The 13389-nt window shown below is 60.0% G+C and carries 6 protein-coding genes and 4 pseudogenes; 6 read left to right on the top strand and 4 right to left on the bottom strand.

Annotated features, from left to right (window positions below):
- Window positions 1-209 precede the first annotated feature (209 nt).
- The 5 genes and pseudogenes from glpE to malQ all read left to right on the top strand — a co-directional run bounded on the left by glpE (window position 210) and on the right by malQ (window position 6951).
- Window positions 210-536 carry a thiosulfate sulfurtransferase GlpE gene (gene glpE, locus AC6I8M_RS03625; protein ID WP_010617412.1) on the top strand — a complete coding sequence of 109 codons (327 nt, stop codon included), beginning with the start codon at window positions 210-212 and terminating at the stop codon, window positions 534-536.
- A 32-nt stretch (window positions 537-568) separates the two neighbouring features.
- Entirely contained in the window at window positions 569-1393 is an 825-nt protein-coding gene (gene glpG / locus AC6I8M_RS03630; RefSeq protein ID WP_010617411.1) for a rhomboid family intramembrane serine protease GlpG, read from the top strand.
- Window positions 1394-1436: 43 nt separating this feature from the next.
- A complete protein-coding gene (locus AC6I8M_RS03635; protein ID WP_010617410.1) occupies window positions 1437-2195 on the top strand; it encodes a DeoR/GlpR family transcriptional regulator in 759 nt (252 codons plus the stop codon).
- Window positions 2196-2435: 240 nt separating this feature from the next.
- Window positions 2436-4834, top strand: a pseudogene (malP, locus tag AC6I8M_RS03640) (maltodextrin phosphorylase).
- Window positions 4835-4890: 56 nt separating this feature from the next.
- Window positions 4891-6951: pseudogene (gene malQ, locus AC6I8M_RS03645) on the top strand (4-alpha-glucanotransferase).
- Window positions 6952-6987: 36 nt separating this feature from the next.
- Here the strand turns inward: malQ and nfuA are convergent.
- A complete protein-coding gene (gene nfuA / locus AC6I8M_RS03650; protein WP_010617409.1) occupies window positions 6988-7563 on the bottom strand; it encodes a Fe-S biogenesis protein NfuA in 576 nt (191 codons plus the stop codon).
- A 58-nt stretch (window positions 7564-7621) separates the two neighbouring features.
- A pseudogene (gntX, locus tag AC6I8M_RS03655) lies at window positions 7622-8290 on the bottom strand (DNA utilization protein GntX).
- Between the two features lie 35 nt (window positions 8291-8325).
- On the opposite strand from gntX, the gene bioH reads away from it, so the two are divergent.
- The gene (gene bioH / locus AC6I8M_RS03660) at window positions 8326-9099 is read left to right on the top strand and encodes a pimeloyl-ACP methyl ester esterase BioH (RefSeq protein ID WP_010617408.1); all 774 of its coding nucleotides are present in this window, start codon (window positions 8326-8328) and stop codon (window positions 9097-9099) included.
- Here the strand turns inward: bioH and AC6I8M_RS03665 are convergent.
- Window positions 9080-10735: pseudogene (locus AC6I8M_RS03665) on the bottom strand (alpha-amylase family glycosyl hydrolase). The gene bioH and the pseudogene AC6I8M_RS03665 sit on opposite strands and share 20 nt — an antisense overlap.
- Window positions 10736-10831: 96 nt before the next feature.
- The gene (locus AC6I8M_RS03670) at window positions 10832-13162 is read right to left on the bottom strand and encodes a Tex family protein (protein WP_010617407.1); all 2331 of its coding nucleotides are present in this window, start codon (window positions 13160-13162) and stop codon (window positions 10832-10834) included.
- Between the last annotated feature and the right edge of the window lie 227 nt (window positions 13163-13389).

Raw genomic sequence — 13389 nt, forward strand, 5'->3', positions numbered from 1 at the left:
GAATAGTTCTAAAAAAAGTTCGTTTTCGAGCGAAATAATAATCGGAAACCAACATTGACGCCAGCGCTTAACTCAATAAAAACATTCTTGCGTGATATAGCTAACATTTCGGCAGGAAAAAAATCACATATCCACAGGATTTGTCAGGTTATAGCGGCGGCTTATCAGGGTAAACTAACGCCAATTGATGACGAGGTAATGAGAGACCCATGGAAAACTTCGAGTGTATTAACGTCCTGCAGGCTAACGAGCATCTGGCACAGGGAGCGCAACTGGTGGACATCCGCGATCCGCAAAGCTTTGCCATGGGCCACGCTACTGGCGCCCAACATCTGACCAATGACAACCTGGCGACGTTCATCGCCGGCGCACAGCACGACCAGCCGGTGCTGGTGATGTGCTATCACGGCAACAGCAGTAAAGGCGCGGCGCAGTTCCTGTTAAGCCAGGGTTTTAGCGACGTCTACAGCATCGACGGCGGTTTTGATGCTTGGCGCGCGGCGTTTCCGACGCAGGTCGCGACCGGCAGCCTCTGATTGACCGATTAAAGGAAGGAGAGCACCGCATGATGCGCATCACCCAGTTTAACCAGCCGCGCATGGCGCAGGCGTTTGTGGATTACATGGCGACGCGTGGCGTCACGCTGCGCATTGAGCGCGAAAGTCACTGTGTCATTGTGCTGGATGACGACAGCAAACTGGAGATGGTCGAAAACGAACTCGCACAGTTTGTGCGCGATCCCAACCATCCACGCTATCAGGCGGCGAGCTGGCACAGCGGTACCACTGACAGCGGTCTGCGTTATGAGCGCGGCAATATCTGGGCAAACATTCGCGAACGCGCGGGTCCGCTCACGCTGACCATGATGATCGCCTGCGTGGTGGTGTTTATCCTGATGCAGATTGTCGGCGACGATGTGGTACTCAGCTGGCTGGCCTGGCCGGCGGATTCCTCCCAGTATTTTCAGGTGTGGCGCTGGTTCAGCCACGCGCTGCTGCACTTTTCGCTGCTGCACATTCTGTTCAACCTGATGTGGTGGTGGTATCTCGGCGGTGCGGTAGAGAAACGCCTCGGCAGCGGCAAGCTGTTCGTTATCATGCTGATTTCAGCGCTGCTGAGCGGCTGGATGCAGGCGAAGTTCAGCGGCGTGCTGTTTGGCGGTCTGTCCGGCGTGGTCTATGCGCTGATGGGCTACTGCTGGCTGCGTGGCGAGCGCGATCCCGAAAGTGGCATTTATCTCGAGCGCGGTCTGATTGGCTTCGCTATTGTATGGCTGGTGATTGGCTGGTACGGTGCCTTTGGCCTGTCGATCGCGAACGCTGCGCACGTCACCGGTTTGCTGGTGGGGCTGGCGATGGCGTTCGTTGATACGCGCAAACGCGCACGTCGCTAGTAGCAGGATAAAAAGAACACGGCCTTGAGCCGAGGAGAGAGATGTGAAGCAGACGCAACGTCATGACGCCATTATCGATCTGGTCCGGCGTCAGGGGTATGTCAGTACGGAAGAGCTGGTGGATCACTTTGAGGTTAGCCCGCAGACTATCCGGCGCGATCTGAACGATCTGGCCGATCAAAACAAAATTCAGCGTCATCACGGCGGCGCGGCGCTGCCTTCCAGCTCCGAAAACACCGCGTGGCAGGATCGCAAAATGATGTGGTCGGCGGAAAAGGCACGCATCGCCGAGCGCGTGGCGAGCCAGATCCCGGACGGTGCCACGCTGTTTATTGATATTGGCACTACGCCGGAAGCGGTGGCGCATGCGCTGCTCAACCACAACAATTTGCGTATCGTCACCAACAACCTCAACGTGGCGATTTTGCTGATGGGCAATCCGGATTTCCGCGTGATTATCGCCGGCGGTGAAGTGCGCACGCGCGACGGCGGTATCATGGGGGAAGCCACGCTTGATTTTATCTCTCAGTTCCGGCTCGATTACGGCATTCTCGGCATCAGCGGTATTGATATGGACGGTTCGCTGCTGGAGTTTGACTATCACGAAGTGCGCACCAAACGCGCCATTATCGAGAACTCGCGCTGCGTGATGCTGGTGGTGGATCATTCGAAGTTTGGCCGTAACGCCATGGTTAACCTTGGCAACATGAGCCTGATTGATTACCTGTATACCGATCAAACCCCGCCGTTAAGCGTACTTAAGGTAATTGAACAGCACGAAGTTCATCTGGAGCTGTGCTGATTTCCTAGGTGCGCATAAATGCGCACCCTGTGAGGCACCAGGCCATAGTTACCAAACCGCACTCTTAGAGCATTGTGCTGTATTGTAGGGTCGCCATTTATGGCGACCAAGCCGCAGCGGCACGCCTTTTTTCACTGCATCTTCATTTCCCTGTCGCTTTTTTCAGCGTCCCCGGCTTAACTTACTCTTTCAGATTTGCGCTTGCCCGTGTTTACCGTTTCGGATGCAAAGGGATGCACTATGTCGCCGCTAAAATTCAATAAAACCCGCTTTGACGCCGCGCTGACCCGCCAGTGGCAGCAGCTCGGACTAACTTCCGCCCGGCAAATGACGCCGCATCAATGGTGGCAGGCGCTCAGCCGGGCGCTGATGGAACTGCTCGCCGCACAGCCGCCCGTGCTGCCGAAAAGCACTCAGCGCTACGTTAATTATCTCTCGATGGAGTTTCTGCCCGGCCGACTGACCGGCAATAACCTGCTTAATCTCGGCTGGTATAACTAGGTGGCCGCCGCGCTGGCAGAGCACTAGGTTGAGCTGAATGAACTGCTGGAGGAGGAGGTCGATCCGGCGCTGGGCAACGGCGGTCTGGGACGGCTCGCGGCCTGCTATATGGACGCAATGGCGACGGTCGGCCAGCCGGCGATGGGGCACAGCCTCAACTATCAGTACGGCCTGTTTCGTCAGTCGTTTGTGGCCGGACAGCAGCACGAAGCGCCGGATGACTGGCAGCGCGATCGCTATCCGTGGTTCCGCCACAACGCCGCGCTGGATGTGCCGGTGGGGCTGGGCGGTAAGGTTAAAAAGCGCGACGACGGCAGCGTCGAGTGGCGTCCGGCGCAACAGCTGATCGGCTAGGCCTGGGATCTGCCGGTAATCGGCTATCGCAACGGCATCACGCTGCCGCTGTGGCAAGCCACCAGCGCGCAGCCGTTTGACCCGACGTTGTTTAACGCCGGGAAATTTCTGCAGGCGGAGCAGCCGGGCATTGAAGCCGACAAGCTGACCAAAGTGCTCTATCCCAATGACAACCATGCGCCAGGTAAACGTCTGCGGCTGATGCAGCAGTATTTTCAGTGCGCCTGCGCGGTGAGCGACATACTGCGCCGTCACTGGCTGGCGGGTCGTGCGCTGCATACGCTGCCGGATTTCGAAGTGATTCAGCTCAACGATACCCATCCCACTATCGCTATTCCGGAGCTGCTGCGCCTGCTGCTGGATGAGCATGGCCTGAGCTGGGATGACGCCTGGCACATTACCAGTCGCACCTTTGCGTATACCAACCATACGCTGATGCCGGAGGCGCTGAAGCGCTGGCCGGCGAGCCTGCTGCGCGAACTGCGCAGCGCCATCTGCAAATCATCAAACAGATCAATCGCCAGCTGAAGCAGCAGGTCAAACAGCGCTGGCCGAACGACAGTGCCCTCTGGCACAAGCTGGCAGTGGTCAGCGACGGCGAAGTGCGCATGGCCAATCTGTGCGTGGTGAGCTGTTTCGCCGTCAACGGTGTGGCAGCGCTACACTCGCAGCTGGTGGTTAACGATCTGTTCCCGGAATATCACCAGCTGTGGCCGCACAAGTTTCATAATGTCACCAACCGCATTACGCCGCGCCGCTGGCTGAAGCAGTGCAATCCGCTGCTGTCCGCGCTGATTGACGACAGCCTGCAGGTGGAGTGGGCGAACGATCTCGACGCATTGACGTGGCTGGCGCCGCTGGCGAAGAAGAAAAGCTTTCGCCAGCAGTCCTGCACCATCAAGCAGCAAAACAAACTGCGGCTGACGGTGTACATCAAACGCGCGACCGGCATCGATATCAATCCTGACGCGCTGTTTGATGTGCAGATTAAGCGCCTGCAAGAATACAAACGCCAGCATCTCAGTCTGCTGCACATCCTGCACTGCTATCGCCAGCTGCGCGATAATCCGGACAATCCCGACTTCGTGCAGCACGTATTTTTGCTTGGCGCCAAGGCGGCGCCCGGCTATTTGCTAGCAAAAAACATTATCTGTGCCATCAATAAAGTCGCGGAGGTGATCAACAACGACCCGCTGGTGGGCGATCGCCTGAAGGTGGTATTTGTGCCGGATTACCGGATTACCGCCGCCGAGCTGATGATTCCGGCAGCCGATCTCTCGGAGCAGATCTCCACGGCCGGTTACGAAGCTTCCGGTACCGGCAACATGAAGCTGGCACTCAACGGCGCGCTGACGATTGGCACGCTGGACGGGGCAAACGTGGAGATTGCCGAGGCGGTCGGTGAGAAAAATATCTTTATCTTCGGCAACACGGTGGATGAGGTAAAAGCACTGAAGGCCGACGGTTACAGTCCGAAGAAACTGCGCAAGCACGATCGCTATCTCGACGGTTTGCTGAAGGAGCTGGAAAAGGGCAAATTCAGCGACGGCGGCCGGCAGGCGTTTGCGCCGCTGCTGGAGAGCCTGAGCAAACAGGGCGATCCGTGGCTGGTGCTGGCCGATTTCGCCGCCTACATCGCGGCGCAGCAGCGCGTCGAAGCGCTGTGGCGCGATCCGGAAGCGTGGACCAAAGCGGCGATTCTCAACACGGCGCATACCGGCCGCTTCAGTGCCGATCGTTCGATTCGCGATTATCAACAGCGTATCGGGCAGGCGGCGCGCTGAGCCGCCGGAAAATGACGCTGCATGCGTAATGTGCGCACGGCAACGAAGGAGACGACATGGCCATGAAGAAACTGGATCAGGCTGCACGGGATGCCGGTATCGCACTGAGTTTTATCAACAATAAAGGTGATTCACAGACCATCAGCGACGACACCAAACGCGCGCTGCTGGCGCTGATGGACGCCCCGACGGGCAACGCGCCACCGCTGCCGCCGGTGCTGGTGTTCACGCCGCCCGGGCACAGCCTGAACTGACGCCACAGGGCAGCGATGACTACCGCTGGCAGCTGGTGAGCGAGCAGGGGCAGCACTATGACGGCACGCTGAGCGCGGAGGAAAGCCTGGCGCTGCCGGCAGAACTGCCCGAGGGCTACCATCAGCTCACGCTGAGCACTTCACGCCAGCAGTGGCAGACGCGAATTATCATCGCACCGGCGCGCTGTTATCTGCCGCCAGCGCTGGCGCAGGGGGAGAAGCGCTGGGGCGCGCTGGTGCAGCTCTATACGCTGCGCTCGGCGCGTAACTGGGGCATCGGCGACTTTGGCGACCTGATGCAGATGCTGGAGCAGGTCGCCGCTCACGGCGGCGATTTCATCGGTCTCAACCCGCTGTATGCGCTCTATCCGGCGCAGCCGGATCACGTCAGCCCGTACAGCCCGAGTTCGTGCCGCTGGCTCAACGTGCTGTACATCGACATCAATCAAATCGACGAATTCACCCACAGTGACGCCGCCCAGCGCTGGTGGCACAGCGCGCCAACGCGCAAAGCGCTAAAACAGGCGCGCAGCGCGGCGTTTGTCGATTACCGCGCGGTGACGACGCTCAAGCTGACTGCGCTGCGTTTTGCCTGGCAACACGCACAGCCGCAGCTGACCCGGCAGCCGGCGTTTCAGCAGTTTCTTGCTGAAGGCGGCGATGCGCTGCGCTATCAGGCGGCGTTTGACGCCATCGTGGCGGCGCGCAGCCAGCAGCATCCCGATGAGTGGGGTTGGGAAAAGTGGCCGTCAGGCTGGCAGCAGGCGCAGCAGCCGGAGGTGCAGCAGTGGTGCGCGCAGCATGAGGACGACATTCTGTTCTGGAGCTGGCTGCAATGGCTGGCGCAGCAGCAGTTCGCCGCCTGCTGGCAGCGTAGCCAGCAACTGGGGATGGCGGTCGGGTTATATCGCGATTTGGCGGTTGGCGTGGCACAGCACAGCGCGGAAACCTGGCAGGATCCGCAGCTGTATAAGCTGGGCGAATCGGTGGGTGCACCGCCGGATCCGCTTGGCCCGCTCGGGCAGAACTGGGCGCTGCCGCCGCTCGATCCGCACGTGCTGCGCGCGCGGGGCTATCAGCCGTTTATCGATCTGCTGCGCGCCAATATGCGCGATTGCGGGGCGCTGCGTATCGATCACGTTATGGCGCTACTGCGTTTGTGGTGGATTCCCTATGGCGAAGGTGCTGACAAAGGCGCGTATGTCGCCTATCCGGTGCACGACCTGCTGGCGATCCTCGCGCTGGAGAGTCAGCGTCAGCGCTGTATGGTGATCGGTGAAGATCTCGGCACCGTGCCGCAGGAGATCGTCAGCGCTGCTGCGCGACCGCGGCATTTTTTCGTGGAAGGTGCTGATGTTCGAATGCGGGGAGGAGGGGCAGTTCCGGCCACCGGCAGCCTATCCGCGCCAGTCGATTGCCAGTGCCAGTACCCATGATTTACCGACGCTGAGCGGATTCTGGCATGCCGCCGATCTGCAATTGCGCAATCAGCTGGGATTGTTTGCCAAACGCAGCATGCTGAAGGCGGCCATCGCAGAACGCGATGGGCAGAGAAAAGCGTTGCTGAAGGCGATGAGCGAGGCGCAGGCCATTGACGCACGCAGCAAAAACATTGCGGGTCAGCGCCTGACGCTCGCGCTGAATCAGGGCGTGCACCGCTTTCTGGCGTTTACCGACAGCGCCCTGCTGGGGCTGCAGCCGGAGGACTGGCTGGGGATGGAGACACCGGTCAACGTGCCGGGCACGGTGGCAGAATACCCCAACTGGCGGCGCAAACTGCGCGTACCGCTGGAGACGCTGTTTCGTTACCGGAAAGTGCAGCGGCTGCTGGCGATCGTCAATGAAGGGCGTAAGAAGGAGTAAAACACGCGGCAGCCGGGGTGGCTGCCGCGTTATCAATCAGTAGTAGGAGTGCTCGCCGCGCTGATGCTCGGTGAGGTCGCACACGCCTTTCAGTTCCGGGAAGGCGGCCAGCAGCTCTTTCTCGATGCCGTCTTTCAGCGTCACGTCAATCATGGAGCAACCGTTACAGCCACCGCCGAACTGCAGAATGGCATAGCCCTCGTCGGTGATCTCCATCAGCGATACGCGACCGCCGTGGCTGGCCAGCTGCGGGTTGATCTGCGCCTGCAGCAGATACTCCACGCGCTCAACCATCGGCGCATCGTCCGACACTTTGCGCATCTTGGCGTTCGGCGCTTTCAGCGTCAGCTGTGAACCGAGGTTATCGGTCACGAAGTCGATCTCCGCATCTTCGAGGTACGGCGCGCTCAGCTCATCGACATACGCAGACAGCTTGTCGAACTTCAGTTCGGTATCGGTGGCTTCGACCGCATCCGGCGGGCAGTAGGAGACGCCGCACTCGGCGGTTGGCGTACCCGGGTTAATAACGAATACGCGAATCTGGGTGCCATCTTCCTGTTTTGTCAGCAGTTTTGCGAAGTGCTCTTGCGCAGTATCAGTAATACGGATCATTGCGATTGCTCAATAGTTGACTAAAATACTTGGTTATAATACGCCCAACGCCGACGCTCTACAAGGTACGGCACAGGCATCCTATGTGTACGCTGGCCGCGCCCTGCGCCAGCAATAAGCGGCTGATTTCCCTCACCGTGCTGCCGGTGGTCACCACATCATCGATAAGCAGGATGTGGCGTCCGCGCACTGCCATTTCAAGGCGAAACGCTCCACGCAGATTGCTTTTCCGGGCGCGGGCGCTGAGCGAATGCTGCACCGCACCGTGACGCACCCGGCGCAGCCCTTCGCGGTATTCACAGCCGAGCCAGCGCGCCAGCGGTTTAGCCAGCAGCGCGGCCTGATTATAACCGCGCTGCCAGGCGCGGCGGCGATGCAGCGGCACGCTCAGCACCAGATCGATACGCGGCAACAGCTGCTGGCGGCGCTTTGTTAATAATTTTAACAAAAGCAGCCGCGCCAGCATCACCCTGAGTGCGGTTGCGCGCGAGAATTTGAGCTGCTGCACTCATTCGCTCAGCGGCGGCACATAATCACTCACGCAAGTGAGAGCGTGCCACGGCGGCGGCCGGCGCAGGCAGCGTCCATACGGCTGATCGCCGCTGGCTGGCAGCCCGCAGCAGGGACAGAGCGCCGGCAGCTGACGCAGACATACGCTGCACAGGCCGTGCCGGGCGATACGCAGCGGCAGACGGCATAGCCAACACAGGGCCGGGATTGCTAGCATAGCGACCTCCTTTTCACTTTTCGGGAGTGTAACCGATGAGTTCGCTTTACTGGCACACCACAGGCACAGGCGATCGCGATCTTGTGCTGCTGCACGGCTGGGGATTGAACGCAGAAGTGTGGCAACACATTGTTCCGCGACTCAGCCCGCATTTTCGTCTGCACCTAGTGGACCTGCCGGGATTTGGCCGCAGCCAGGGATTTGGGCCGCTGAGCCTGGCGCAGATGGCGCAGCAGCTATTACCGCAGTTGCCAGCGCGCGCCGTGTTGCTCGGCTGGTCGCTGGGCGGCTTAGTGGCCAGCCAGCTAGCGCTGAGCCAGCCCGATCGCGTGGCGGCATTGATTAGCGTGGCGTCGCCGCCGTGCTTCACCGCCCGGGATGCGTGGCCGGGCATCCAGCCTGAGACGCTGGCGACGTTCCAGCAGCAATTGAGCAGCGATTTCCAGCGCACGGTGGAGCGTTTTCTCGCGCTGCAAACCATGGGTACGGAAAATGCGCGTCAGGATGCGCGCCAGCTGAAGGAGGTGGTGCTGTCGCAGCCGATGCCGTCGGTGGCGGTACTGGAAGGGGGATTGAACATTCTGCGCCACGATGATTTGCGCAGCGCACTGGATGGGCTGACGCTGCCGTTCCTGCGTATCTATGGCGCGCTGGATGGCCTGGTGCCGCGCCGCATTGCGCCGCAGCTGGATGCGCGCTGGCCGCATTCGCAGTCGTTTGTCATCGCGAAGGCCGCGCACGCGCCGTTTATTTCGCACCCGGAGGCGTTCTGCCAGCAGGTGCAGCAGTTCATCCACGCAGCCACATAAACTGCCAGGCGGCCAGCACCAGCGGCTGGCTGCCATCCACGCGCTTTCCGCTGATCACATCCTGAAAAGGGCGCGCCTGCGGCAGCGTGGTGCTGATCTCGCGGCTGCTGAGATTGAACACGCACAGTAACCCTTCATCGCTGTCCGCCGCGTGACGGCGCAGCAGCAGCACTGCGTTGTCGCTCTCCAGCAGCGTCATCGGATTGTCCGGATGGAACGCCGGCTGACGGGTGCGCAGCTGAATCAGCGCGCTAAGCCGCTCAAAGACCTATTGACGCAGCGGGTTGCCGCCGCTGATTTGCTGTTCGATATCGCGCAGGCTGTACTTCTCACGGTTGATGGCGCGGTTGTGCCCGGCAGCGCGCACGCCCTCGTTGTCATTGCGCGAGCCGAGAATACTTTGAATATAGATGGCGGGCACGCCGGGAAAGGCCAGCAGAATCGCGTGCGCCAGCAGGAAGCGACGCAGGCGCGTGTCGTCATCGTCGGTCTGGTGATTAAGCGCATCCAGATACGTTACGTTGATTTCATACAGGCTGGTGCTGCCGTCCGGGTTGTTTTTATAGGACACCAGCGCGCCCTCCAGCGCCAGTTCACGCACCAGCGCCACAATCTCTACTTCCGACAAAATGCCGCGTGCCGGATTGAGGCCAATGCCGTCGTGCGAGGCGAGAAAATTGAAGAAGGTGGTGCCGCCATCACCGGGCTCAAGCGTGCTGGCCCACTGGCGCAGCGCGCGCGCCGAGCCGGAGTGAATGGCGTGCAGCACCAGCGGCGGCAGCGAAAACTGGTAAACCATCTGCGCTTCGTCGTGGCCATTGCCGAAATAGCTGATGTTATCCTGATGCGGCACGTTGGTTTCGGTCACTATCACCGTACCTGGCGCTACTTCGTTGGCGATGGCGCGAAACAGCTTCACCAGCTGATGGGTTTTGGTCAGATGGATACAGCGTGTGCCCGGCGTTTTCCACATGTAGCCGACCGCGTCCAGCCGCACGTAATCCGCGCCTTTGTTGAGATAATCCAGCAGCACGCCCACCATGCGGATCAGCACCTGCGGATTGGCGAAGTTGAGATCGATTTGGTCGGCGCTGAAGGTGGTCCAGATAAAGCGCGTGTCGCCGTTAGCGAGGGTAAACGGCGTCAGCAGCGGTGAGGTGCGCGGGCGCGTCACGGCGCTGAGATCGGTGGCGGGCGGCATGCTGATAAAGAAGTCGTCCCAGCCGGCATCCTGCGCCAGAAAGTGGCGAAACCACGCGCTGTGCGCCGACATGTGGTTACAGACGAAATCGAACATCAGCAGGGTTTCGCTGTGCAGCGCCGTGATGTGCTGCCAGTCGCCGCAGATCGGATTCACTTGGTGATAATCGATAACGGAGAAGCCATCGTCGGACGAGTAGGGGAAAAATGGCAGCAGATGCACTAGGCTGAAGGTGGACTGCAGATGCTGCTGAAAAAAGCGCGTAAAGCTGGCGAGAGTGGGCTGCTCGGGTTCGCGGAACTGGTCAGCGTAACTGATCAGCACCACGTCTTTTTCATCCCAGTGCGCTTTACGCGGCAGCTTTACCTTGTCGCGCGCCGCTACGGGGAAGCTACCTTCATAAATCTCATCGAGCAGGAAGTTGATAATGTCCATCGGATCGCCGGGTTACGCGGAAGGTCATTTTTTCACACGGTTTTTTCAGCGTAGTCCGCCAGGACAATTTATCAACCTCCTGTACTCGCGCGCCGCTTAGCGTTTCTTACCAAAGGCGGCCGCCAGCGCATCGCCCATCGCGCTGTTACCGACGCTGGCGCTGGCGGGTTTGCCACGACCTTTGGCACCGGCTGCCGGCCGCGCGGCCTCTTTGCCTGCGCCACGGTTGCCGCCGCTGCGCGCGTTGCTTTCACCCGGCTGCTCATCCAGACGCATGGTCAGCGCGATACGCTTACGCTGCAGATCGACTTCCATCACCTTCACTTTGACAATATTGCCGGCTTTCACGACCTGATGCGGATCGTCTACGAATTTGTCCGACAGCGAAGAGATGTGAACCAGGCCGTCCTGATGCACGCCGATATCGACGAACGCGCCGAAGTTGGTCACGTTGGTCACCGTACCTTCCAGCACCATGCCCGGCAGCAGGTCATTGAGCGTCTCCACGCCTTCGGCAAACTGCGCAGTTTTGAACTCCGGACGCGGATCGCGGCCCGGTTTCTCCAGCTCTTTGATGATATCGGTGACGGTCGGCAGCCCGAAACGCTCATCGGTGAAGTCGCGCGCATTCAGGTCGCGCAGGCTACCCGGATTGCCCATCAGTTCATTCAGCGCCTGTTCCGTAGCGGCGAGAATGCGCTCCACCAGCGGATAGGCTTCCGGATGCACCGTTGAGGCATCCAGCGGATTATCGCCGTGGTTAATGCGCAGGAAGCCCGCGCACTGCTCAAAGGCTTTCGGCCCAAGGCGGCTCACCTTCAGCAGCTGCTGGCGGTTCTGGAAACGGCCGTTTTCGTCACGCCAGCTGACAATGTTCTGCGCCATCATGCGCGTCAGGCCAGCGACGCGCGTCAGCAGCGCCACCGAAGCGGTATTCAGATCGACGCCCACGGCGTTCACACAATCTTCCACCACCGCATCGAGTTTTTTCGCCAGCTGGCTCTGGCTGACATCGTGCTGATACTGGCCGACGCCAATCGATTTCGGGTCAATTTTGACCAGTTCTGCTAGCGGATCCTGCAGACGACGGGCGATAGACACCGCACCGCGCAGCGAAACGTCGAGATCGGGGAACTCCTGCGCCGACAGTTCGGAAGCGGAATAGACCGATGCTCCGGCCTCACTGACAATCACTTTTTGCGCTTTGATTTGCGGGAACTGCTTCTGTACGTCGAGGAAGAAACGCTCGGTTTCACGTGAAGCGGTGCCGTTGCCGATTGCCACCAGTTCAACCTGATGTTTCGCGCACAGTGCCGCCACCGAGGTCGCGGCTTTGGCCGCCTGGCCGGTATGCGGATAGATGGTATCGGTCGCGACCAGCTTGCCGGTGGCATCGACCACCGCCACTTTGACCCCGGTGCGCAGGCCAGGATCGAGGCCCATGGTGGCGCGCATGCCTGCGGGGGCCGCCATCAGCAGATCGTGCAGATTACGGGCAAACACGTTGATCGCTTCGTCTTCCGCCCGTTCGCGAATGGTGCCCATCAGTTCGGTTTCGAGGTGCAGCAGGACCTTGATGCGCCAGGTCCAGCTGACCACGGCTTTGCGCCAGCTGTCGGCCGGTGCATTGTTCAGACGCAGGCCAAGGTGGTCGGCGATCAGCGTTTCACCGTAGCTTTCGCGCGGCGCTTCATCAAACTGCGGATCGGCGTTGAGCGACAGCTGTAAAACGCCTTCGTTACGGCCACGGAACATGGCCAGCGCGCGGTGCGACGGCACGCTGCTCAGCGCTTCGTGGTGATCGAAGTAGTCGCGGAATTTAGCGCCTTCTTCCTCTTTGCCTTCCACGACGCGCGCAACCAGATGGGCGTTCTTCCACAGGTAATCACGCACTTTTGCCAGCAGCGCAGCGTCTTCGGCGAAGCGCTCCATCAGGATATAGCGTGCGCCATCCAGCGCGGCACGCACATCGGCGACGCCTTTGTCCGCATCGACATAACGCGCTGCCAGCTGCTCGGGATCCTGAGACGCATCGTTCCACAGCGTCTCTGCCAGCGGTTCCAGCCCGGCTTCGATAGCGATCTGCCCGGGCGTGCGGCGCTTCTGCTTATAAGGCCGATAGAGATCTTCCAGCTCGGTTTTGTTCAGAGTGCCGTTGATGGCAGTGGCTAATTCCGGCGTCAGTTTGCCCTGGTCATCAATGGATTTCAGAATCGACTGGCGGCGTTCCTCTAGCTCACGCAGATAGCCGAGACGGCTCTCCAGCGTACGCAGCTGGGTATCATCCAGCCCGCCGGTCACTTCCTTACGGTAACGTGCAATAAACGGCACGGTGTTCCCTTCATCCAGCAAGAGAATGGCGGCGTCAACCTGGTCGGCGCGTGCCTTCAGCTCACCTGCGATAATCTGGCTCAGCGAATCTTTCATCATCAGTAACGGTCTTGCTTACACAGGGTTTTAAATAGGGGACAGTTATACGGACTGAGGCAGCAAATTGCCAGCCGCTGACCGGTGAATCCGTCTTTTTCTGAATGCAGCGCGCAACTCAGAGAAACTTAGCCACCTATGCGTTAAACCTCAGCGCAATGGCGTGCCGGTCGCTGCCAGGCTCGCCCCGTCTCTGCCCTATAATCCGTGGCAAACCACGGAAGGAG

Source organism: Type-A symbiont of Plautia stali (assembly GCF_059731155.1).

Coding starts and splice junctions, on each gene's coding strand:
- AC6I8M_RS03670 (WP_010617407.1), bottom strand. CDS start 13,162: ATGAAAGATTCGCTGAGCCAGATTATCGCAGGTGAGCTGAAGGCACGC.
- bioH (WP_010617408.1), top strand. CDS start 8,326: ATGAGTTCGCTTTACTGGCACACCACAGGCACAGGCGATCGCGATCTT.
- nfuA (WP_010617409.1), bottom strand. CDS start 7,563: ATGATCCGTATTACTGATACTGCGCAAGAGCACTTCGCAAAACTGCTG.
- glpE (WP_010617412.1), top strand. CDS start 210: ATGGAAAACTTCGAGTGTATTAACGTCCTGCAGGCTAACGAGCATCTG.
- glpG (WP_010617411.1), top strand. CDS start 569: ATGCGCATCACCCAGTTTAACCAGCCGCGCATGGCGCAGGCGTTTGTG.